Annotated in this window: 23 protein-coding genes; 16 read left to right on the top strand and 7 right to left on the bottom strand. The window is 45.7% G+C overall.

Annotation, left to right across the window (positions count from 1 at the left end; translation table 11 throughout):
- Positions 1-106: 106 nt before the first annotated feature.
- From PAV_RS01135 to PAV_RS01125, 3 genes are all read left to right on the top strand, one after another.
- Positions 107-535: an NUDIX domain-containing protein gene (locus PAV_RS01135; protein ID WP_005542895.1), complete on the top strand. Its 429-nt coding sequence runs from the start codon at positions 107-109 to the stop codon at positions 533-535.
- A 425-nt stretch (positions 536-960) separates the two neighbouring features.
- Positions 961-1,548, top strand: a complete 588-nt coding sequence (locus PAV_RS01130) for a TetR/AcrR family transcriptional regulator (RefSeq protein ID WP_005542894.1) — start codon at positions 961-963, stop codon at positions 1,546-1,548.
- Between the two features lie 50 nt (positions 1,549-1,598).
- The gene (locus tag PAV_RS01125; RefSeq protein ID WP_005542892.1) at positions 1,599-2,036 is read left to right on the top strand and encodes an SRPBCC family protein; all 438 of its coding nucleotides are present in this window, start codon (positions 1,599-1,601) and stop codon (positions 2,034-2,036) included.
- Positions 2,037-2,198: 162 nt separating this feature from the next.
- Here the strand turns inward: PAV_RS01125 and PAV_RS01120 are convergent, their stop codons facing one another.
- Positions 2,199-2,759 carry an SLOG family protein gene (locus PAV_RS01120; protein WP_005542891.1) on the bottom strand — a complete coding sequence of 187 codons (561 nt, stop codon included), beginning with the start codon at positions 2,757-2,759 and terminating at the stop codon, positions 2,199-2,201.
- 207 nt (positions 2,760-2,966) lie between these two features.
- Between PAV_RS01120 and PAV_RS01115 the strand changes: the two genes are divergently transcribed.
- From PAV_RS01115 to PAV_RS01070, 10 genes are all read left to right on the top strand, one after another.
- Positions 2,967-3,827, top strand: coding sequence for a DUF6612 family protein (locus PAV_RS01115; RefSeq protein WP_005542890.1), 861 nt, complete (start codon positions 2,967-2,969; stop codon positions 3,825-3,827).
- 168 nt (positions 3,828-3,995) lie between these two features.
- Positions 3,996-4,769, top strand: coding sequence for a DUF6612 family protein (locus PAV_RS01110; RefSeq protein WP_005542889.1), 774 nt, complete (start codon positions 3,996-3,998; stop codon positions 4,767-4,769).
- 476 nt (positions 4,770-5,245) lie between these two features.
- The gene (locus tag PAV_RS01105; RefSeq protein WP_005542887.1) at positions 5,246-6,769 is read left to right on the top strand and encodes an ABC-F family ATP-binding cassette domain-containing protein; all 1,524 of its coding nucleotides are present in this window, start codon (positions 5,246-5,248) and stop codon (positions 6,767-6,769) included.
- A gap of 154 nt (positions 6,770-6,923) precedes the next feature.
- Positions 6,924-7,388 carry an OsmC family protein gene (locus tag PAV_RS01100; RefSeq protein ID WP_005542885.1) on the top strand — a complete coding sequence of 155 codons (465 nt, stop codon included), beginning with the start codon at positions 6,924-6,926 and terminating at the stop codon, positions 7,386-7,388.
- A gap of 92 nt (positions 7,389-7,480) precedes the next feature.
- Positions 7,481-8,119 (top strand): DUF1349 domain-containing protein, encoded by a 639-nt coding sequence (locus tag PAV_RS01095; RefSeq protein WP_005542883.1) that lies wholly within the window; start codon positions 7,481-7,483, stop codon positions 8,117-8,119.
- 298 nt (positions 8,120-8,417) lie between these two features.
- Complete coding sequence (locus tag PAV_RS01090) at positions 8,418-9,293, top strand: radical SAM/SPASM domain-containing protein (RefSeq protein WP_005542881.1); 876 nt, start codon at positions 8,418-8,420, stop codon at positions 9,291-9,293.
- 274 nt (positions 9,294-9,567) lie between these two features.
- Positions 9,568-10,329, top strand: a complete 762-nt coding sequence (locus PAV_RS01085; protein WP_005542879.1) for a restriction endonuclease — start codon at positions 9,568-9,570, stop codon at positions 10,327-10,329.
- 266 nt (positions 10,330-10,595) lie between these two features.
- The gene (locus PAV_RS01080) at positions 10,596-11,174 is read left to right on the top strand and encodes a class I SAM-dependent methyltransferase (protein WP_005542878.1); all 579 of its coding nucleotides are present in this window, start codon (positions 10,596-10,598) and stop codon (positions 11,172-11,174) included.
- 212 nt (positions 11,175-11,386) lie between these two features.
- Entirely contained in the window at positions 11,387-12,298 is a 912-nt protein-coding gene (locus PAV_RS01075; protein ID WP_005542876.1) for an ABC transporter permease subunit, read from the top strand.
- Between the two features lie 13 nt (positions 12,299-12,311).
- Complete coding sequence (locus PAV_RS01070; RefSeq protein ID WP_005542874.1) at positions 12,312-13,214, top strand: ABC transporter permease; 903 nt, start codon at positions 12,312-12,314, stop codon at positions 13,212-13,214.
- Positions 13,215-13,566: 352 nt separating this feature from the next.
- Here the strand turns inward: PAV_RS01070 and PAV_RS01065 are convergent, their stop codons facing one another.
- The 3 genes from PAV_RS01065 to PAV_RS01055 all read right to left on the bottom strand — a co-directional run bounded on the left by PAV_RS01065 (position 13,567) and on the right by PAV_RS01055 (position 16,739).
- Complete coding sequence (locus PAV_RS01065; RefSeq protein WP_005542872.1) at positions 13,567-14,778, bottom strand: MFS transporter; 1,212 nt, start codon at positions 14,776-14,778, stop codon at positions 13,567-13,569.
- 405 nt (positions 14,779-15,183) lie between these two features.
- Positions 15,184-16,026, bottom strand: coding sequence for a 1,4-dihydroxy-6-naphtoate synthase (locus tag PAV_RS01060; RefSeq protein WP_005542870.1), 843 nt, complete (start codon positions 16,024-16,026; stop codon positions 15,184-15,186).
- A 2-nt stretch (positions 16,027-16,028) separates the two neighbouring features.
- Complete coding sequence (locus PAV_RS01055) at positions 16,029-16,739, bottom strand: futalosine hydrolase (protein WP_005542869.1); 711 nt, start codon at positions 16,737-16,739, stop codon at positions 16,029-16,031.
- A 356-nt stretch (positions 16,740-17,095) separates the two neighbouring features.
- Between PAV_RS01055 and PAV_RS01050 the strand changes: the two genes are divergently transcribed.
- Together PAV_RS01050 and PAV_RS01045 are read left to right on the top strand one after the other, a co-directional pair.
- Complete coding sequence (locus PAV_RS01050; RefSeq protein ID WP_005542867.1) at positions 17,096-17,851, top strand: acyl-[acyl-carrier-protein] thioesterase; 756 nt, start codon at positions 17,096-17,098, stop codon at positions 17,849-17,851.
- Between the two features lie 297 nt (positions 17,852-18,148).
- Positions 18,149-19,189 carry a phosphodiester glycosidase family protein gene (locus tag PAV_RS01045; protein ID WP_238555726.1) on the top strand — a complete coding sequence of 347 codons (1,041 nt, stop codon included), beginning with the start codon at positions 18,149-18,151 and terminating at the stop codon, positions 19,187-19,189.
- A 61-nt stretch (positions 19,190-19,250) separates the two neighbouring features.
- Here the strand turns inward: PAV_RS01045 and PAV_RS01040 are convergent, their stop codons facing one another.
- Complete coding sequence (locus tag PAV_RS01040) at positions 19,251-19,856, bottom strand: pentapeptide repeat-containing protein (RefSeq protein ID WP_005542863.1); 606 nt, start codon at positions 19,854-19,856, stop codon at positions 19,251-19,253.
- Between the two features lie 1,288 nt (positions 19,857-21,144).
- Here PAV_RS01040 and PAV_RS35750 point away from each other — a divergent pair.
- Entirely contained in the window at positions 21,145-22,185 is a 1,041-nt protein-coding gene (locus PAV_RS35750) for a sensor histidine kinase (RefSeq protein ID WP_238555725.1), read from the top strand.
- 35 nt (positions 22,186-22,220) lie between these two features.
- On the opposite strand, the gene PAV_RS01030 is transcribed toward PAV_RS35750, so the two are convergent.
- Entirely contained in the window at positions 22,221-22,508 is a 288-nt protein-coding gene (locus tag PAV_RS01030) for an NHLP leader peptide family RiPP precursor (protein WP_005542859.1), read from the bottom strand.
- 68 nt (positions 22,509-22,576) lie between these two features.
- A complete protein-coding gene (locus tag PAV_RS01025) occupies positions 22,577-23,515 on the bottom strand; it encodes a hypothetical protein (RefSeq protein WP_005542857.1) in 939 nt (312 codons plus the stop codon).
- Between the last annotated feature and the right edge of the window lie 35 nt (positions 23,516-23,550).

The raw sequence follows: 23,550 nt of genomic DNA, 5'->3' as shown, positions 1-23,550 counted from the left end.
CTATATCAATAGAGGAGTGCGCTCAATGTGCAACTCCTTTTTTTATGAAACCATAGCAGAATCTGAACAGTCTAATGAGTGAATATTCGATACGAGGTGATTGATAATGACGATTTCAAATCAGATAACAGCAATTCCGAAATTAGGTGTAGGAGCGGTAATTCGCAATCACCAAGGCGAAATTCTGCTGGTCAAGCGCAATCGGAATCCGGAAAAAGGGACATGGAGCATTCCTGGAGGCAAGTTGGATATGTACGAATCGTTAGAGGCATGCGTTATCCGTGAGGTGAAAGAGGAAGTTAACCTCGACATTACCGTAACCCAATTGCTTTGCACAGCGGAAACGATCCGTCCCGAAAATGAAGAGCACTGGGTGTCACTTATCTTCGATACGACGGTACAGGGAGGCGAAGCGCGCAATAATGAGGCAGACGGAGCAATCGGGGATATGCGATGGTTCTCCCTGAACGAGCTGCCCGATCAATTGGCATGCTTCACGAAGCCGGCAATAGATAGATTACTAGGAAAAGCATAAGACTTGAATCTAGTTTCGTTTAAGTGGAACAAGTGATAATATGTTGGGGCGCAACATTTTCCGGGAAATAATGTGGTGGAGCGACAAAACAGAACAAAACTGCTAACAGCAACAGAATTCTTGTATCCTGTTGCTGTTGTTATTTATCGAGGAATAATTGTTACGCTAACGAGCAGAAAAATTTTAAATACTGCAGAGCGCAAATACCGATCAAACTGTTGAAAAAGCTGAACTCTTCTCATGTAGAACAAAACCCATGAAAATACACAGCTCTTATTTATACAGCGTCAATCGGTTGTTTGCATGCAACACCGCAAAAAAGGTCATTGACACTCAGGATAGATAAGGATAATATTAACATATTAAATGTTAGTGAGCACTAACTATCTATTGTATCGTTCGAAGAGTACCAGGAAGGTGATCATGTGAAAGACAAGCAGACCTTGGACAGCAAAAGCAGGCTGATGCTCGCTGCCATCGACTTAATGGCTGAGAAAGGCTACAAGGGTGTATCGACCAAGGAAATCGCATCAGCAGCGGGCGTCAGTGAGATGACCTTGTTCCGCAATTTCGGGAGCAAACTCAATTTGCTGGAGAATGCGGTTGACCGTTATCATTATTCGGTTGAAATGACCCGGATCTTTAACGAGACAGTGACTTGGGATCTGGGGAAGGATCTGCTTGGGATTAGCCAGATGTATCATGAGATCATGGACCGTAATCGCAAATTGTTCCTCATCGTCTTAAGGGACGACGAATTGATCGAAATCCGTGAGAAGGCTCAGAAGCATCCGCGCAAATTGCTGGAACTGCTGACGCAATATTTTACCGACATGCAGAGTAGAAATCGTATGATTCAGATAGACGCAGAAACGCAGGCAATCACGTTTATGTGGATGAATTACGGAGCATTTATGACACAGCTATTTGGGGCGACGACGATTACGAAAGTATCCTATCAGGCATTTATAGAGTCGAGCATTGAGTTGTTCGTTAGGGGGGTGAGTCCCTGATAGTTTTGTGCGTTGTAAGTACGGACAATAAAAATGAGAGAAGGGATACGATGATAAGTAAAAGATCCACATCGAACAAGATTGTCGGTCTAACGGCTTCGATGGGCTATCAGGTAGGGGTTCGAAGAACGCAGTTGATCTCGCCAGAACGAGCATGGGCGTACCTAACCTCTGCCGAAGGCTTGAAGCTATGGATTGGAACCGTATCGCCCCTGTCCTTTAGCGTGGGGGAGACCTTTCGATCCGCAGAAGGCATTTCCGGCCAATTCCGGGTCGTCAAACCGTACCAGCAGCTCCGTTTACGATGGTCGAAGAAGGAGTGGGTGGAGCCGTCCACGCTGCAAATTCGGCTGCTGTCCAATCAACCAGACAAAACAACGATCAGTTTCCACCAGGAAAATTTGGATCACCCGGTTACGCGTGAGCAGATGAAGCTGCACTGGGAAGACGTATTGGCTGCAATTCGGGAGCAAACTTCCCAATCCTAATATGCCGATCAGTCCGACCTAATACGCGGTTTATTTCAAAGACCCTTGCGGCAACAAGTACGAGATGCTGGATCGGTTGAACTAATTTGCGCAAGCAGAAGAACCCGCCCGTCAATCGCATAAGCAGGTTCTTTTTTCAGGATCTTTCATTCCGTATATTCCTCATTCGAAGAACATATTGCTTCTTTCCTCATCGGCGATAGCCTGAATCTCTTCTGCTCCGATACTGATATAGATATAGCCTTCTTCCTCCTGCTTCTTCAAGGCACGCTCCTTCGTGAACTTCGGACTTGCCTCCCCAGCATCCTCATCATAGACGAGCAGAATGCCATCTGATTTGCGAAAGAGCAAGTCATCCCTTGCAATGAACTGCCACTTGCCGCTATAGGGCGCATTGCTTACCGTTCCATAATAATCAATGCCGCGCATAATTTCTTCAAAATAGGCCTGCTTCTCCTCGCTCCACTGTGCTTCTGGGTTGGCATACGCCGTTATGATTGAGCACTTCAATTGAGGATACTGACTCTTCAGCGAAATGGCAGTCTCGCAAGCCCATAAGTCGACTCCGTATTGTCCAGGAGTAATGACCCATTCCAGCCCTTCCTCCAGAAGGGGGATTAGCCGAGATTCAATAGCCTTGCGTATATAAGGAATGCCTTGATGCTTGTTGCTATAAATACCAAGCTCATGTGCTCGGTAGCCGGTGACAAGTAGATTTTTCAATGCATGAATCCTCCGAAGAACGTATATGTCTGTATAGGATGATTATAGACTGTACAGCCAGAAATGAATAAATTTTACGTTAACTAGGTCTAAATATCTAGTTTCCTCTACGGTTTTGACACATGTTTTAGTTCTAAAATCCCTGTTGCAGAGACGTATGCATTGGTTAATATGAGTAAGTGTACTAACATTTAGGGGGTAAAAATTTTGAAAAAATGGGTTGCACTATTATTGGGGGCAATATTAGTAGTAAGCATGACGGCTTGTGGAGATAAAAAAGACGCTGCCGGAACAAACAGCTCTTCTACAGCACAGACGACAACTGATACGGAGAAAAAAGAAGCTTCGCTTCCATCTGTCGATGAACTTATTCAAAAATCAATTGATGCAAGCAAATCGCTCAAGAATTTCGCTATGGAAGCCCAAATTAAGACGGATCTTACGATTAGCCAAGGGGAGCAGAAGCAAGAGCAAAATACAGAAATGAAGCTGAAAAGCGACATAACGAAAGAGCCGTTCAACCTGTATCAAGAAATGACAATGACCGTAACGGGACAAGGCGAGCAAAAGATTGTTCAGTATATTTCGAAGGATGGCGTTTATTCGCAAATGAACGGGCAATGGACGAAGATGCCGGATGATATGAAGGCGCAAGTACTGGAAGGTGCCGAAAAAGGGGCAAGCCCGGAGCAGTCCTTGGAACAATTCAAATCGATTGCGAAAGATACGAAAGTATCCGAAGCAGGAAATGACTATATCTTGACTGCAGATTTGTCCGGTGACGGGATGAAGGAACTGGCGAAGTCGTTAATGAGCCAATCTGGTTCGAATAGCAACCCGCAAATGGCAGCGATGTTGGATCAAATGAATATTAAAAGCATTAAAATGACATATGGTGTGAACAAGGATACGCATCTCCCTACGAAATCTGATGTTGATATGACGATGGACGTAGAGGAGCAAGGCCAAAAAGTTGAAATTCATATGGTTATGAACAGCACGTTCTCCAAGCATAATGAGATTGGCGAAATTAAGGTGCCGAAAGAAGTATTGGACAGCGTAAAATAATTGCAAGTGCATATCCAAAACCGTCGAATCTATGGATTCGGCGGTTTTTTATTTGATGAATAGTCCTATCCTACTAGTTACTGTATCGGATTAGGGCTATGCTCACTTTGTCTGCTGTCATAGATTCGTTAAGATGAGAAAGGATTCTATTTTGGGAGGCAGACGATTTTGAAAAAGTGGAAGGCAGTACTAGTTGGGATCGTGGTAGTTCTAGGATTAACCGCTTGCGGCAAATCAACGCCTACGGCGGAAGAGTTGATTCAAAAGGCAACTGAGGCAGATAAGACATTGAAAAGCTATTCATTGGATGTTCATGTCGAGCAAGTAAATGCAGTTCAAGGCGATAGCAGTCAGGAACAAAAATCGGATATCAAAATCAAAACCGACTTCACAAAGGAGCCGCTTGGCTTCTATCAAGATACGTCTATTGTGTCTGACCAAACAAACCAAACGATTAAACAATATTTCGCCAAAGAAGGGGTATACTCTCAGGTTAATGGCGAATGGGCCAAGGTTCCAGATGAGTTGAAGAGCCAATGGGAAGCGAACATCAAAAGCCAAACAAGCTTGACGCAAAATTTGGACAAATTCAAGTCACTGGAGAAGGAAGCGAAAATCACTCTTGAAGGCAATGAGTATATGATGACTACGGATGTGTCCGGCGATAAGGGCAAGGAGCTGGCGAAGACGTTGTTGTCCGAGTCATCTGGCGCAGAAGCAGCAGAGGCGCTAGGCAAGATGAACGTCAAGACGCTTACGATGGCATATGGTGTGAACAAGGATAATTTCTTCCCTACGAAGAGTGACTTTACACTCGTGCTCGAAGGGGAAGAGAACGGACAGAAGATTTCAATCAGTATGAAAATGACAAGCACCATTTCTAAGCACAATGAAGTGGCCGAAATTAAGGTGCCGAAGGAAGTAGTAGATAACGCGGCTTAATCATCGTACGAATACATACCGCTGGATCCATCGGATTCAGCGGTTTTTTGCATATTCTTGACAGGACTAGCATAGATCATGTATCATTTTCCTCGTAATACCATTTTATGAGGATAAGGATTAGAAAGGGGATGGCGGTATTGTCAACTGTTCTTCAACGGAAATTGGCTTAAGACGGGAGAAGTCTGCCCATTTTTAGCTTAACGCCAAATCGAAGAACAGTAGATAAAGAACCGATTCCTTTTTCATATACAAGTATGTCTCTATGAAGCTTAGGCGCACGATCACTATGCAGAACAGCTGCAGTGCGGCGTAACCTGAAGCTTTTTGGATGAATCTATATAGGGATATTTGTATAGGGCAAGGCGTTTGTTCGCCTTGCCCTATTTTGCATACCGATTTGAATAACTCTTTATTAGGCTGTTCTCTCGCTTGGCGTTGAGCATGATTATGCACACGTTAAAGGAGAGAATGAAATGAGTATGTTATCCGTAGAACAAGTAACCCATTACCATGGGGATAAGCGAATTTTTCTCGATATTAGTTTCCGCCTGCTACCAGGCGAGCATGCTGGAGTTGTTGGCAGCAATGGAGCTGGAAAATCAACCTTGCTGCGGATCCTATCTGGGGAGCTATTGCCCGATAAGGGCACTGTCGAATGGCTTCCTCATGTAAAGGTAGGCTATCTGCAGCAGCATATTGACCTACAGCCCGGCACGACAGTGTTAGATTATTTGCGCGGGGCATTTGGGCACCTCTATGCCATGGAACAGAACCTGATGGAGCTGGCACACAGGATGTCCGAAGATGCTGACAATCTGGAGGTGTGGCTTGCCAAGTATGGAGAGCTTCAGCATCGACTGGAGCATTCGGGATTTTATGAGATTGAAGTGAAGCTGGAACAGATCGCAGCAGGCTTAGGGCTGCTTGATATCGGTCTGGATCGAGGCGTCGAGAAGCTGAGCGGAGGTCAGCGCACAAAGCTGCTTCTAGGGAGATTGCTGCTGGAAGAGCCGCATGTTCTCCTGCTGGATGAACCGACGAACTATTTGGATGATGTGCACATTGATTGGCTGAAGGGCTATTTGAAGGGGTATAAGCAAGCCTTCTTAGTTATCTCTCATGATAATTCCTTCTTGAATGAGATTGCCACATCGATCTTCCATGTCGAACACCAGAACATTAAGCGTTATGTCGGCAACTATGAGGCATTCCGCAGCGTATACGAGCTTAATAAACTCCAGCAGCACGAAGCGTACAGTAGACAACAGAAGGAAATCGCCAGACTCGAAGATTTTGTCCAGAAAAATAAGATTCGCAAGGCGAAGCAGGCTAAGAGCCGGGAGAAGATGCTGGAGCGTATGGAACGGATTGACCGCCCGATATCAGGCTTGAAGCCGCGATTTGAATTCCAAGTTAATATGGAGCCAGAGGGGACAATTATCAAGGCAGAACGATTGCAGGTTGGTTATGCCAAGCCGTTGTGCAGGCCTTTGAATCTGTCCATGAAGCGAGGGGAGAAGATCGCGATTATCGGTCATAATGGCGTCGGCAAGACGACTTTGCTCAAAACCTTGCTTGGAGAATTATCACCATTACACGGTACCGTGCACCAAGGGGAACGAGTAAAGGTTGCCTATTTTGCTCAAGAAGTGTTCGTATCCGATGATACAGCCCTCGATCAACTATGTGCGTTCCGTACTGATCTGACGCAGCAGCAAATTCGCAAGCTGCTTGCGATGACTGGGCTAACGGAGGAGCATATTCGGCAGCCGCTCAGCTCGCTAAGCGGCGGGGAACAGGCTAAGGTGCGGTTATGTGAATTGATGCTCACGGACAGCAATGTGCTCGTGTTGGATGAACCTACGAATCACTTGGATGTGCGGGCGAAGGAGGCGCTCATTGAGGCGCTTCGCAGCTACAACGGTTCAGTGCTGCTGGTATCTCATGAGCCTGACTTTTATGCAGATTGGGTTACACAGGTGTGGTCGTTGAAATAAGGGCTGCCGGTTTACAGCTCGATCAACAGGGGGGAGATTGCAGAATGCTGCAGTCTCCTTTTCTTCCTTTCATCGCGTTATGCAAAATTATACTATTCATATTTTATAACCGTGATATAATATTGGTTAAAATTAGGAAGGCGAGGTCGTGTGAATGCCACTTGAGACATTTACTGCTACTGCACATTTGCAAAAGGGTATGGTTGTAAAGGCCAGATCGAGAAATTTCGAGATAACGATTGATGAGCCCAAATCTTTAGGCGGTACGGACACGGCAATGAACCCGGTAGAAGTAGTGCTGTGTGCATTAGGCGCTTGCCAGTCCATTGTGGCGAGAGCATACGCCCGCAAGTTCAATATTGATTTGGAGCAATTTTTTGTTGAGCTCGAGGGGGATTTGGATACGGACGGCTTTATGAACAAGTCGGACGTCCGCCGAGGCTACTCCGAAATTCGCTACAACATTCATGTCAAGACCAGTGCTTCCTATGAGCAAGTCGAACAATTCGTGCAGTTCATTGAGCGCACCTGTCCGGTAGGAGATACGATCAGCGCGCCTGTTCGTCTTGTATTGAATGACATTATTTTGGAGCAGGATACTCCACAGGTCACTTCATAAATTATGGTTTCCCTTAACCTTGGGCTTTGCTCTGTACAATGCGGCTGATTCCTCCTATGATGAAGAGAGACTACGACATGGAGGCAATTCAGATGAGCAATTCAATTCGGCTGAATGAAGATTTCAGCAATGGGCAATTGAACAACAGTTTGAAGTGGTACTCGCCGCCCCGGGATTGGGAAATCAATAAAGAAACAGCAAGACTCATTGTTCGTACTGCCAAAGAAACCGACTACTGGCAAAAGACGCATTATGGCTTTCAGGTCGATAATGGACATTTTCTATATAGGGAGCTGGAAGGGAACTTCAGATTGACGACGAAGGTCTGCTCGTATCCTGTACACCGTTATGACCAGGCAGGATTAATGGTTCGCTATTCGCCAGACACTTGGCTCAAAACATCTGTAGAGTATATCCCGGATGCCAGCAACAAGCTCGGCGCGGTTGTGACTAACCACGGCTATTCGGATTGGTCGACCCAAGAAGTCGATAACGGCGAGGCTCCGCTTTATTTCCGTATTTCACGAATCAGCAATGATTTTTATGTCGATTACTCGCTTGACGGTTCTGCCTGGAAGCAGCTCCGCATGACACATTTGTTCGAGCAGGAGTCCAAACCAATTCAAGTGGGCATCTATGCCTGCAGTCCGCAGGGCGAAGGATATGAGGCGCATTTTGATTACATAACGATTGAAGAACTTTCTGATGATCGCACGCAAGTATATGCGTAACTTGTTCTTGCACGAGACTGTTTTTCACGTTTATAAGCGAAATGGTATCCAGAGAGACCCTTCCTGATAAGGGTCTTTTTTCTGTACAGGAAAAGGAAAAGGAAAAGAATGTGATGTTCGAATCTAATGACGGTATCCCCTCTGATTTTCCAGTCGTGGATTTCCAGTAGACTGCATTATGCTCTTTCGTGTTAGTGCCTGAATGTTCCGCTTGGAATAAGTTGAATGCAGGGGCGTTTTCGTGCATAGTAGAGGATGAGGAAAGTTCGGAACTACTACAATAGAATGGGGAACAATCTTGAAAACGTTCAAAAAAGTATATATAGAGCTGACCAGCGTATGCAACCTGGCTTGTACATTCTGCCCGCCGACGGAGCGCAAGGCGAACTTCATGAAGCTGGATGCATTCCATCATATTCTAGATGAGATTAAGCCGCATACGAAGCACATTTATTTGCATGTCAAAGGGGAGCCCCTGCTCCATCCGAAGATTGATGAAATATTGGACGCAGCCCATGAGAAGGGATTTAAGGTCAATATTACGACAAACGGGACGCTCATACGCAAGAACAAGCATAAGCTGCTTGGCAAGCCAGCGCTGCGCCAGATGAACTTCTCGCTCCACAGCTTCGATGGCCATATTGGCTCGGAGAACCGTGACAAATATCTTGCCGATATTTTGGAGTTCGTGCGTGAGGCTGAAGAGCATAAGGTCATTTTCTCGTTCCGGCTGTGGAATTTGACGCAAGATAATAAAACAAACATGGAGCGGAATCGCAACCGCGAGACGCTTGAAATTATCGAAAAAGAATTCAATTTGGACTTCCGAATTGAAGAGAAGATCGTTCCGGGCAGCGGTGTCAAAATTGCGGATCGTGTCTATTTGAATCAAGACCATGAATTTGAATGGCCGAGCTTGAATGCTCCTGAAGATGAAGGCAAAGGCTTCTGTCATGCGCTTCGCACACAAGCTGCGATATTGGTCGATGGTACAGTCGTGCCTTGCTGCCTGGATGGGGAAGGTGTCATTAACCTCGGTAACGTGAATCAGGACTCGTTCTCAGAGATCGTCGAAAGTGAGCGAGCCAACAACCTGTTCTATGGATTCTCTCGCAGAGAAGCTGTGGAAGAGCTGTGCCGCAAATGCGGATATCGCAAACGCTTCGGCACATAGGACGATGGATTGGCGATCGAAACGAATAGAGGATCGAGGAGAGGAAAGTTCTTTTTGGTTCGAGCATTACAAATATTGCAAGAAGTAAAGCCCTTACCAACCGTACAAGGTGGATAAGGGCTTCTTTGGCTTTGGCTGCTTGTTTAAGGATTGCTTATTTTTTTATTCGCTGCTTGATTGAGGGGAACTGTAGGAGGCAGACATTTCAAGGGTTTATCAAAATGTTTCCAAGTTGTAAAATGTTGATATACGAACAACAGGAGAGAGATTTATCATGGGAAACAATGAATGGATGTTGATCGCGGTTGTTGTAATCGCAATTTTGCTTGGGATCTCGATCATGGCTGCGCTTCAAGGTAAGAAGTCACCGAAGAAGAACGGGAGAGCGTCCCAAAATCGGACAAAGAGAGGGACTATAAATAGAGCCTCAACACGTTGTCGAGAAGATGAAGCAATTTTATCAAGTAAGTTAGAGGATTTGACTGGGGTTGAGTTTGAGCGTCTGTTGGCCCTTTATTTCCGAGATCAAGGCTATGGGGTCACAGAGGTCGGGGTCGGCGGAAGCGACGGAGGCGTGGACCTTGTGATTACGGATCGACGAGGAGAGAAGACTGCTGTTCAAGCGAAATGCTATGCAAGTCACCATAAGGTTCCTGTGCAGACAGTTCGTGAACTCGTTGGAGCTAAGCGAAATCATGATTGTATTCTGTCCTTATTGGTTACGACTTCAGATTTGACTGGGCCAGCTAAGAAAGAAGCTGAGCAATTCAAAGTGGATTATTGGCATGGTGCACTAATTGAACAAAAGCTTCGTTCATGGGGGAAGTGGAATCCCGGCAAAAGAACTTCGAAGAAAAGCCGTCAGGAAATAGAAACTGCAAAAGCAGAGTGGAAGAAAGGTAGTAAGGAAAGTGCAGCAACTGCGTCAAAGACTTGTACTTGCGGCTCCCCAATGGTGAGAAGAAAAAGTAAGCAAGGACAAGCATTTTGGGGATGCTCAACCTATCCGAAATGCAGACATACGCAATCTATATGATGATACGCTAGGAAGCTTCAGGAACAGAATACATTTCTAACTTACTGATTGCCCGGATCAACTCGATGCGGGCCGATTTTTTATATCCTCTATACGTTTTTTAGAATTACCGTGTTACTATTAAGCATAGATATGGAAGTTGTCCATTCCATTCAGAAATCTTTACGAACTCATTTATTACTTCTTCAGAACAATTCCCCTATGATCCCAAGACATGTTGGATATGATAAGAACATCCAGGAAGAAGTACGAAGGGGAGAAGTCATATGAGTACGAACACCATTCAGGAAAAGTTTTTATTTTTGAAAACATTCATTCGATCACCTCGACAGATTGGGAGCATTATACCTAGCTCTAAGTTCCTTGCACAGCGCATGTTGGGCTCTGTAGCATGGCAAGAGATACAACATGTAGCTGAATTAGGTGCGGGCACAGGAGCAATTACCACATTCATTGATGCGGTGAAGCCGGATGCGGCAAAAGTTCTTTTATTTGAAAAAGATCCAATACTGCTTGCCCGATTGACGAACAGTTTTCCAGACTACGCTTGTTATCCCGATGCTGGCGAGCTTGACAAAGTATTGGATCGAGAAAACATAAAGCAGCTGGATTGCGTGCTGAGTGGCCTTCCCTTCTACAACTTCCCACAGCAGCTAAGAGAACACCTCATTGGGCAAATTCATGCTTCACTTAAGCCAGGGGGATTATTCATCGCCTTTCAATATTCCCAGCAGATGAAGCCGCAGTTATCCCGTTATTTCGATATTCAAAACATCCACTTTGTACTCTTGAATGTCCCCCCAGCCTTTGTATATGTATGTCAGAAGGGCGATGCAGATTCGTAGATTCGGTAATCCGGGAGCATAGAAAAAGAAAATCGCGACGGCTGTGCATTTTCAATTTGGATTGGGAATGGACGGCTTTTTTGCGTAGGGGGACGAATAACTATCCACCTTATGGATTAAATATCCAAATCAGTATTTCATAGTCTTCACAATGCAGGAATGATATGGTATCACTATCATAAGGATCTGGAGAGGGTGCGCAGGAGGAAATTATGAATCTAGTACTGCATATGTTGAAATCACTATGCCTAAGCATTTTTGCATTACTTGTAGTTGTGCTTATCGTGTTATTTCCACGCAAGCTCGATATTGGCCTGCAAGGTTATAAGATGTCGGCAAGCTATCATTTCAGTTGGTCGCAGTATGCCGACAACATTACAGGCTTCCTGCACGGTGTCTTTGTAGATCATACCTTAGGAGTAACGCGTTATGAGGAGCCCATAGGTGCTGTAGTACAGACAGCGATCGGGAAAAGCTTGACGATTATCGTGATCGGCTTTTTACTAAGCTCGATACTTGGTGTCATGAAGGGGCTTGCAGACTATAAGCTATCCAAATCAAAATGGAATGCGATTGGGAACGGAACGACGTGGCTGTTTCAGTCCGTGCCTGACTTTATGGTTGTACTGCTTATTCAATGGTTTGTAATTCGGTATATGCCGTTTATTCATTTTTTTGAGCAAAAAGAGTGGTATGCTTTTCTTATTCCATCTGTACTTGTTTCCATATATCCGGCTATGTATATTGCTAGAATTACGAGTGCCGCCATTGCAGGACAAGAAGGCCAGATGTATATTCAGGTCGCGAAAGCGAAGGGCGTGGCGGAGCGAATGATTTTGTACAAGCATGTGGGCCGCAACAGCTTGGGGACGATATTGTCCCACTTGCCTTCCTTGTTCGGATACTTGCTGTCTAATTTACTAATGGTCGAATATTTAATGAGTTATCCGGGTGCAGCCTACCGTTTGTTCCAAGCGATTGATTATGATACAAGCTTTGGATCTGGTGAGAATTATGAGCCGGGCGTTATCATTGGAATCGCCTGCTGCTTCATGATTATGATTGTGCTCGTCCAGTGGATTTCCTTCATTGCGAAGCGTTCCGTTACACCGAGATCGAGATAAAGGAGTGTCCTCATTGAAAAACTATACCCTATGGATCGGTGGGGCGATGCTGGCCGTCATCCTCTTTGTCATGTTCCTCGGTCCGGAATTGCCGTTCATAGACAAGTCGCTGTCGCCTGAAAAACATAGATGGTCAGAGCAGGGCAAGCTCATGCTGCCTCCGTTCCAACCTTCGGATTTGAATTGGCTCGGCTCCGATAAGAATGGAGTCGACAACTTGAGCAAGCTTGTCGTGGGGACGAAGGAAACGATTTATATTGTATTTTGCATCGCTCTGCTGCGCTATATGATAGCAGTGCCTTTAGGTCTGTTTGCCTATAAGCAGAAGGGGATTGCCCATTGGATACTGACAAGTTTCAATCAAATCTTTACGTTTTTGCCTGTTATTTTCTCGGCTATTTTATTGCTTAGTATGCCTTTCATTCAATACTCGAGCAATCGCATCATGTGGGTTATTCCGATCTTGGCTCTGCTTGAAGTTGGACGGGTAGCATATATCGTGCAGCAGCAAGCGAACCATATCTCGCATGAACTGTTCGTGGAGGCAGGGGAGTCGCTGGGATTAAGCAGATGGCGCATGGTTCGCAATTATTATATGCCGTCGCTCGTTCCGGAAATCATCATAAACTTCTGTATTGATGTAGGCAAGGTTATGCTGCTTATTGGACAATTAGGCGTATTGAGTATTTTCTTGACGCATAACTGGGTGGAGGTTAATTACTTCACTATGAAGTTCCTGAATACGAGCATGAACTGGGTGTCTTTGCTGGCAGAGACACGCAGAGATATTTATGTAAGCAAATTTACCTTTGTCTTTTACCCAGCGCTCGCGATCCTGCTGACGGTGCTTACCTTCAATCTATTGGGAGAGGGCCTAAGACGTCATTTTAACCGCAGAATGGGATCGTATTTATAAAAGTGACCCGGGTAAGTAGTCTTGTGTAAACGAACCAGATTAAGACGAACAAAAAGATGTTCCCTTCATTGAGGGAGCATCTTTTTTAATGAAATGGAGATGACAAATCACAATTATGTTTGCGGACGGATATGAAATGAACATTGTGAACGCTGATGAAGTAAGCGTATGTAGGCGATAGGCGGACAATATTATCGACCTATTGGAGAAATTAAGAACCAACTCGGTAAGGAGAATCTCAACCTTCTATTGGGGAATGGAAAAGGGGCTCATCACTCGCAACCCATGTTGCAGTGACGATAGCCCCTTATGATTACTATGAAAATTTTGCAGTGATTAGTGCTTTATAACATTATCCCTTTTTGTTGATACCAGAAGCACTTACGGGTACGGGAGCGGTGCGCTGCGTCCAGAAGGCCAGACCCATCGTAGCGAGCAGCAGTATACCGGTGACCCAGAATACCATATGAATCGAGAAGATACCGCTAATTGCTCCCCCGACGAGCGGGCCGAGCATTCCGCCAAATTGATTCGCGGTCTGGTTCAAACTAAAAGCGCGTCCGCGGAAATCACTATCTGTTGTCCGCACTACGAGTCCATTTAATGCTGGGAACACAGCACAGAAGAAGATGCCATATGTAAAGCGAATAATCGAGAACCACCATATATTTTGGAACGGAATTTGAGCGAGTGTACCGATACCACCCGCAAGCAGGCCGATCAGAAGAACCTTCTGGAAGCCGATACGGTCGGCAAGCTTCCCCCATCTTGCTGCGAATAGAATACTTGCAATACCAACAAGCGAGAACACAAATCCTGCAACTAGGGAGGCGTCCTTCGCCGAATGTCCGATCTCTACAATATAGAGAGGCAGAACGGGTTCAATCGTCATGACCGAGAATTGAGTCAACAGAGACAGCAGAAGTACAATCATAAATGGACGATTGACAGATGCGATCCGAATGGTATTGACGATCGAGCCGCTATCCTTGGTAGGAACGAAGTTCTCCTCTTTCACCCAGAAAATTACGAGCAGTGTTGCGATCAAGCACAAGACACCTGCACATGCGAATGTCAGTCGGCTGTCGAATAGCTTCGATAGGATGCCGCCAAGGAGCGGGCCCATAATGGTCCCGGTCGCGGTGGCGGTCGCCATCATCGATAAGGCATAACCGACCTTCTTTTCCGGCGTACTCGTACCGACGAGCGCAATTGATCCCGGGATAAAGCCTGTCAGTAGACCTTGCAAGATGCGAATCACCAGCAGCTGGTGCTGATTTGTAACAAAGGCCAGCATGATGTACGTCACAAATAGCACAATTCCGGCTCGGATGATCATCGGCTTGCGACCGTATTTATCACCAATTGCCCCCCAGAACGGAGAGGAGATGGCACCAGCTAGAAATACGCTGCTGAATAAGATACCCGACCACAGCTCAATATGATCCTTTACACCAATCTGAATCAAAAAGAGCGGCAGGAACGGGACAACCATGGAAAAGCTTGATGAAACAATGAATGTACCAAACCATAGAATCCATAAATTTTTCTTCCATGTTTCCATTGGACTTTCACTCCTGTAGTTGTTTTCAGCAAGAGAGCGAATCCTTCGGAGTGTTTTCCTAGAATCTCGTTTCTATTTGCCTACTTCCTTTAGCACGAAACTATTATACACGACCCATCTATGAAAAGCTTACGTCGGCAGCATTTGCATCTTATTTCTCGTTGTAGCGTATGCTGGGAAATGTCGAATGGACTGCAACTTAGTAAGAATGGGCGATCCCAATAGAGACAGTGCATATGACTCTCTATAGCAGTTATCACTCATTTTGTGTGCTGCAACCCAATTCGAGAGTCGGCTCTGGCATCACTATGACGATAGCTAGACTGCGAAAAAATAGAGCGCCCTCGTTCCTCGCGGGCGCTCTATTTTTGGTACACCTCTAGCGTTCGCGAATCATACGGCAGACTACAAGCGAAGTGCTGCAAGATCGAAGGCAGGAACAAGACCTTCCTTCGCCGCGCGGCCAAGCAAAGCCTCGACCGCGGCATAGCCGTCTTCTCCTAAATCTCTCGTAAATTCATTGACGTACAGGTTAATATGGGCATCTGTTACTTCTGGGGACATCTCCTGTGCATGAGCCAACACGTATTCACGCGATGCTTCCGGATGTGCCCATGCATATTCGACGGATGCGCGAGCCCAGCCAGCAAGTGCATCCACATCAAGTGTGCGGCGGGCGATTATGGCGCCGAGCGGAATCGGCAATCCTGTATCAGCCTCCCACCAGTTGCCTAGGTCGGCGAGCATGGTAAGACCGTAGGATGGATAAGTGAACCGAGCTTCATGAATAACGAGTCCGGCATCAATGTGGCCATCGCGAACGGCAGGCATGATCTGATGGAACGGCATCACGACAATTTCCCCAACACCGCCAGGCACGTTCTGCGCTGCCCATAGACGGAACAACAAGTAGGCTGTGGAGCGTTCACTTGGAACTGCTACACGGCGGCCGGACAAGCTGGATGGGCTGGCTTGGGACGAAGTCCCTTCCTTCGTTAGGACAAGCGGCCCGCAGCCGCGGCCAAGCGCACCGCCACAAGGCAGAAGCGCATATTCGGACAGCACCCATGGCAGCGCAGCATACGATATTTTGAGTACATCCAATCCATTGCCGCTAGCAGCGAGATGGTTCGTGATGTCGATATCTGCATACGTGACTTCTAATTCCGGGGCACCCGGTATAAGACCATGCGCCCAGGCATGGAATACAAATGTATCATTTGGACAAGGGGAATAGGCAATCTTCATGTTTACAGCACCTCCGTTAATACAGCGCTGGCAGCTTCCAGTGATTCCAGCGCTTCTTGAATACGCCAAGCAGCACGATCGCGCGGGCCGACGGCGTTCGATATGGAACGAAGCTCCAGCACCGGCAAGCCAAATTCATGTGCTGCGGTAGCTACGCCATAGCCTTCCATCGCTTCAACGGCAGCACCGGGAATACGTACTGCCATGTGTGCCGCTGTTGCTGCCGAGCCTGTGACGGTTGCAACTGTTAGCACAGGGCCGGAGCGTGCTGGCAGATTCGCTGCTTGCAGTGCTGCCGTTGCGCGAGCAACAAGCTCAGCATCGACAGGGATGCGTGCGGAGCCGAATCCAAGCTCGTCCAGACTGATGAAGCCCTCCGGCGTCTCTGCGCCAAGATCGGCAGCAATGATGTCGCTTGCGACGACTAATGAGCCAATTTCAGCTTGCTCTGGAAATCCTCCGCCGATACCTGCGCATATGACGAGCCGATAATGCGATGAATTCGCGAGCGTCAGTGCCCGTGCCGTCCGAGCAGCGGCAGATGCGACACCTACTCCGCCGATGATAACGTCAAATTGCGGATGCTGTTGAAGACCACGCAATATAGCATCCCGTTCGGGCGCTACTGAGGTCACAATAAGTACGCGTCCGCCCGCATCTTGTGCAACCGCCTCATCGGTACATGTTGAGGCAGCTTTCATTTCCTTCATCATGTGTTTACTCCTTACCCATGCAAGACAAACGCTTCGTTCGCCGTTTATTGCATCCATGATTATTTAAAATTGATATACTTCATTCAAAGTATCTTGTTCATGAATTTCTGTAAAGAGCGGAATTACTTGCTGAATTCGTACAAGCTCAGCTTGATTTTTAGCTTGATTCATACATTATGTTTATACTAACATATTATACGGAGATTGATGAAGAGATGAAATGTCGGTAAAAATAACAGGTTTGGTCAGATGAATAACGCCATTCGAAGTGATTATCGGTTATGATAAACAAGGAATAAAACGATAGGCGAGTCAGATGTAGACGGCCGTTGGTTCGGAAGGAGTGGGGGGTACAAGTGGACACTCGGCGTTGGAGTGAGCAGCATGAAGTATCATCCGATAACTGTGATTATAAGCGGGATTGCCGCTTATCGACCTTGATGGAATGGATGCAGCGGGCAGGGGATTCCCACCTCGCAGCACATCAAGTATCGATGGATGAGTTGGTGAGCAGCGGTATGGCATGGATGTTGCTGACAGTTGACCTTGAACTGATGCGCACGCCGAAGTACGGTGATGTGCTTCAATTGGATACATGGCATAAGGGGGCCAAGGGTGTACAATGGCTGCGTGATTATGTTGCGTATGATGCAGAGCGGCAGTTAGTGGCACAGTCCCGCACCACATGGGCGCTTGTCGACCTGAACAAGCGGCGCATCTTGCGAGCCTCAGCGTTTCCTTATGACGTTCCGGTGAATGATAAGGATTCTGTAGGAGACATGCCGGAGAAAGTCGTGATACCGGATGAGACTCATCTTGAATTGTCGTACACGCTATACGTTAGACAGAGCAGCATTGATATGAACGGCCATTTGAACAATGCCAGATTTGCTGATATATGCTTGGATGCGATGACGCAAGAGGAATTGGAGCGAGGTGTGTCGCGCTTTCGAATTACGTACCATAAGGAAATCATTCTCGGGGATCAGGTAGATATATATCGATCTACTGCTGAAACGCTGCATGCAGAAGATAGCCGCTGCTTTATTCGTGGACAAGCTTCAGATGGCAGTACGCTGTTCGATGCGGAAGTTATTTATCGAGAAGGTTAGTTACTGGATAAGATGGTGCCGGATATTGGGGAGCGCTGACGTTGCGCTCCTCTTCTCATTGACCACGACATCAATCGTCAGATTCCTCAGATCACGTCGGCAAATTGATATTGTTGTCGAAAAAAGACACCGTCATCAAAATGATGATATGATACTATATTCCTGAATTTGGATTTACACCTTGGGGAGAGTGCCAAAATTGAAAAAATAATCACAGCAGTTCTAGGGCTAGCCTTAACTTTTACAGTTGTTATACCGCAGGGGCAAGCTAATGCAGATGCGAGTTCATATGGGCTTATGGATACGAAGGCGTACCGCACTTACGTTCCAATACGCTATTTGAGCGATAAACTTCATTATCAAGTGACATGGGAGCCTGTGAGCAAGCGCATAGAGGTGGTAAGCGACGATAATTATCTGGAGATGACATTAGGTACGACGCAGGCATATGTCAATGGGGTTGATACGGAGCTGGATGCAGCCCCCTTCCGATCAGGGGGGACGACTTATGTTCCGGTACGAATCGTCAGCGAAGCGATGAGTCTGAACATGGAATGGGACAAGAACGGATCGGTTGTCCATTTTTGGAGTGGAGACAGTCATGTTCGCCTGCCTGTCGTTTCGAAGCAGCGGAGCAGCCAAGCATCATCGATTGAGAAGAGTAAGCGAGCATTCAAGGTTGGAAGCAAGCGGGTGTATGCCTCGATGCTGACCATAAATCTGCTGCATCCTCGTATTCGTCTCGGCGTAGGAGTTGGTTACGGAGGAGAGGGCTCGGTCGATAACCTCAAGCATATGGCACAGCGTAATTATGCCGTAGCTGCGATAAATGGGGGCTATTTTGATGCCTACTCCAAGACTAAGGTGAGAGTCCCGTATGGCTATGTAGTTAGAAATGGAAGAATGATACATAATGGCTCTGGTGATAAACGGAGTGTGCTTGTGTTTACGAAGGGGAATCAGGTAGAGATGATCCCGGGAGAATCGTTCTTGGAGCGATTTAATGAAGGAGATGTGCAAGGAGCGCTGCAGGTAGGGCCGCGTCTTCTTACAGATGGCAAGATCACCGTCAATCTGAAAGGCGAGGGATTTAAAGACCCTAAAATATTGAAGCACAGCAGTATACGCAGTGCGGTTGGTCTAACGAAGGATTACAAGCTAATTATCTTGACTACATCTAGTGCTACGATTCCAGAGCTTGCTAGAGTGATGAAGCAGGCTGGCGCTTATCAGGCTATGAATTTGGATGGCGGGGCATCCAGTGGCCTTTATTACAATGGAAGATATATGACATACCCTGGGCGCAGCATTAGCAATGCGCTGCTTATTTTCAAATAAAAAGCATGATGAATGACAGCCGCAATTTGCTATATTAGCAGATTACGGCTGTTACTATATACTAATCTACCTTGGCTCCATATGCCTTAGCAAATGCAACGGCTTGGAACATATCAATTCGGACTTTAGCAAGATCCAGCGCTTTGAAATTCACTCCGCTCATATCAGCCCCTCGCAGATCTGCACCTGTAAGCTTAGTTTTGGTAAGATTTGTGCGGGTTAAGTCGGCATCCCGCAGGTCAGCTTTCTCCAGCTTGCTTTCTGTTAGATCCGCTTCCATGAAACGAACACTGCGCAAATCCTGCCTCGTAAAATTCGCATGGCGCAAATTTGTATACGACCAATCTCCTCCGTTGATCGTAATGCCGTCCCATAATACATTGGTGAAATCAGTCCCTACCATTTTACATTCTTCAAATTTTGCTGCGAATAAATTAACTCCTGTAAATCGGCAATTCGTAAACGCGCTTCGCGTATGGATAGAGCCATTAAGTATAGCTCCAGTGAAGTCACAGTCAATAAATTGGCAGCCTGTTGTCAATGCTCCGGCCAGTTGAGCGCCTCGAAAACGGCAGGAGGTAAACGTGCAGTTGCGAAGCTCAGACTCGCTCCAATTCACATAGCTGAAATCGTTGCCGTTATAATGTTCTTCTATATAAGTTGTCATAGGGTTACTCCTTTGTAGATTACATTACGTACGATGTATATCATCTATTTATGTATTCATCGTAACAAGGAAATCTGCCTGCTTGCAATGCATCTGTTAGGAACGAACCCAACAAAGGATACGATTATGAAAAAATCCATTCGACATTCTTTTTTCGACAGTCATCTCGCAATTGTTTCGTATATACTATCACTATGTCTTCTCCCTCACATTGATCGACACATAAGTGGCATGAGCGGGCATTTTCAACAAGATCCCTGTACTTTATTATATTTTTTGGAGACGCGTATCAGAATTGGTTCGATTTCCAGATTATAAGAAGGATTTTACATATTTTTGTTGAAGTATTGCCCTTATCGGATATGGAATGATCCTTGAATACATGCAGAGGTGTGAAATGGGATTTAGAAACTGGATCACGCGAGGTATTTTCATTGGCCTCATTCTATTGGTTATTGGAGCAATAACATTCCCTTCTCTATTATCCACACAACCAGAACCCTCAAAAATCACGCTTACCCAATGGGATGTAATATGGGAGCAGCGGCAAAGCGCATGGAAGGACATTAAAAGCAGAGCAGAGGGATGGAAGCCTGTTGATATTCAAACTAACATTCCGTTGAAGCCCCAAGGAAACCAATCTGCTTGGTATCGAATATCAATTCCCTCTGTCCATTGGGAGCAACCCGGATTATACATAAGTATGTTATACGGATTTAGTGTAGATGTATATTCGGAGGAAGGAAGAAGACTATACCATTCTGCACGCGATTATGGATCTGATGTTTTTCAGGTCTTAGTACCGATAAAACCCTCTTCAAGCGGGCAGCACATCTACATTCACGCATTTTCAACAGTTGAACGAATAGGGATTCAAAAACCAGTTATTATTGGCGATTATCAAGACATTATACAAGATTATGCGAGCCAAGGGCTTATTGATATCCTACTAGGAAGCTCCTTGATATTTGTCGCCCTCGTGATGTTCATCTGTGTCCTATGTCTTCGCAACATTGACTTACCGAGCTGGTTGTCTCTGAATATTGTTATATTGTGTGCGGGTATTATTATGATCACGCATTCAAAATTTATTTATATTTTTTTCGGAGAATATGGAAGGTATACTGTTCGCTTATTCGATATAGCCATGCAATTTCTCTTTCCTGCGTTAACCTATTATTTTGAACAAATTACCGGTCCTGGACCGTATTCTCTAACCTCTAAAATCCGAAAGTTTCAAATAGGATATGGAATCCTTATGCTTTTGGGCGTGATTTTCATATCCCCTATGAACAATCAATTTTACGGCGTCTTTTATTTTCTTACAGTTACTGTGTATGCCATTATTATTGTCCTGCAGTTGTGTTTGCTAGTTGGTCTATCGATTGTATATGCTGTTCGAAAAAATGTGGATGCAATATTGTTTGCGATTGGCTTTATTGTTTTTGCTGTAGTGACATTAGGAGAATTAGTTTGGTTTTTGGTTCGATCTGGTCAATATGAACTTACCATTTGGAAATGGGGCGTTGTGGCTTTTGTTATTGCCTTTATTATGATTATGGGCAGACGAATTGTTGCCAACCATGAACAAGTAATTGAGTATTCCAAAGAGCTAGAAATGTACAACGGTAAGCTGCAGCACTCCGAAAAGATGCACATCATCAGTGAACTTGCGGCTTCTGTAGCCCATGAAGTACGTAATCCGCTCCAAGTGACCCGAGGATTCCTTCAACTTCTGCGAAATCATTCCGATGACAAGGAAAAGGAATATGTGAAGCTAGCCTTAACTGAGCTTGATCGGGCTTCAGGAATAATAACTGATTTTCTAACTTTCGCGAAGCCGGAGCTGGAGGATGTTGTGATTCTGGATGTTGGGGATGAGCTCAGGCAAATAGAAGGGATACTGACTCCGCTTGCAAATATGCAGGGTGGAGTCATAGATCTGGACGTAGAACTAGATCTGTTTATTTACGGAAACTCTTCTAAGTTCAAGCAAGTCTTTATCAATCTGATCAAGAATAGCATCGAAGCACTGCAGGATGGAGGAGCGATTCGAATTGAGGGGTATGCAGCAGAGGGGAATATTATCATTTGCGTCAAGGACACTGGCATTGGTATGGATAATCAGGAGATTGCCAGATTAGGTGAACCTTACTTCTCAAACAAGACAAAGGGGACAGGGTTAGGTCTAATGGTTACCTTCCGAATTATAGAAGTTATGAAAGGAAGTATTCATTTTTATAGCGAAAAATGGAAGGGGACGGAAGCAGTTGTGCGCTTCCCCGCAGCATTTGAGGAGCCGCCTCTATCGTTACATAGTGGGGCATAAAATAGATTAATTAGAGAGAAAGGGCATCCCACAAGTCATGAGAATGATAGGGAAGCCCATTTTCGAGGAAGGAAAAATGGATTACCAGAAAAACGCCGAACATTGTCGGTAGGAAGTATTTCTGCCGGGTTTGGAGGAATGACGAGGATGAAGTGATCTTTTGTTTCTTCCTGAGTCGTCAATTCAACATGGTCAGGAATTGAAATGCCCAGTAGTTCTTTAATAGCTGCTTTCGGATTAGACAGCAATCGTTCCTTAAATGAGGGATCTTCCCAAGCTTTGTGAATGATTTGGTTTTTAAGTAGTTGATCCGCAGAAACCATGTGTACCCCTCCTTTAGAATGGGATATCTTGCGCTTCCAATGTATCATTCTGCGTATTCCGCAAACTACTACTTTGTTACCGAATTCGACAACCAATATGACAATCCGCCCATCATCAGAGCTTCCCGATGTTGTCGAATCCGGTCGGCTTCTTCAAACAGATTTTCTACTAATGAGCGGCTGAATTCAATGATATGAGGGGCTGATTCCGGCATGGCATCCAGCTTGGCTTGCAGTGTCAACGCTTCTTGACCAAAGGAATAAAGGACATCCGATACGGTAATGGCATGTCGAACGAACTGCTCAGTAAGTGGTTCATTTGTCGGAATTTGATTTATAGAACGAATCCAGGCCAGCAGGCAATTATAGCTTCCATCTTGCAGATCTGTCTGCCAATCTGCCCAATCGTCATTCATTTGCAAACAGATAAGCGCAGTATTAATGGCCTCGGATACTTGCGGGAGCCTGTCCTCCATGTCTGTTAAGTATAGAGCTCCGCTGCTTGCCAGCTTGACAGGTGCAGCCTTATAAGCGACCTTAAGGCGATTCGTCATGAATACATCCTGAATACGCTCGCTTGTGACGCCATGGACCCATTCTAATGTGTACTGCCTGAAGCTGTCCCAGAATGGGGACTGGGGAGGGAATAGCTGTCTATAGATGTCAAGCAGCTCGATGTAGCATAGATTTCCTAAGGCAAGCTGCTCGGTTGGATTACCGCAATCGTTGTCCATGACATCATCCTGAATGAAGTAATAGAGCATGACGAATATTCCTGCCAGAGCCAAGCGGCGGCAATGCGTTGTCGTGAGTCCAGTCATGTCCTGCATCCAATAAGGCAGACAATAACATATATAATTGTCCGTGCTTCGATCATTGCCAGGGTTGAACTTCTCCAAATAACGTAATCCTGCCGCATTCAAAGGGGCTGGGAATGCTCCGATGATACATTCGGCCTCATGAAAGACTTGTTCAATCTCAGACTGGAACGGTTCATACCAATGCATAGTTATCCCTTCTTTCTATGGAACGAACATGAAGA

This window comes from Paenibacillus alvei DSM 29, from assembly GCF_000293805.1.
Taxonomy (GTDB): domain Bacteria; phylum Bacillota; class Bacilli; order Paenibacillales; family Paenibacillaceae; genus Paenibacillus_B; species Paenibacillus_B alvei.
This window is presented reverse-complemented; position numbering and strand designations above follow the sequence as displayed.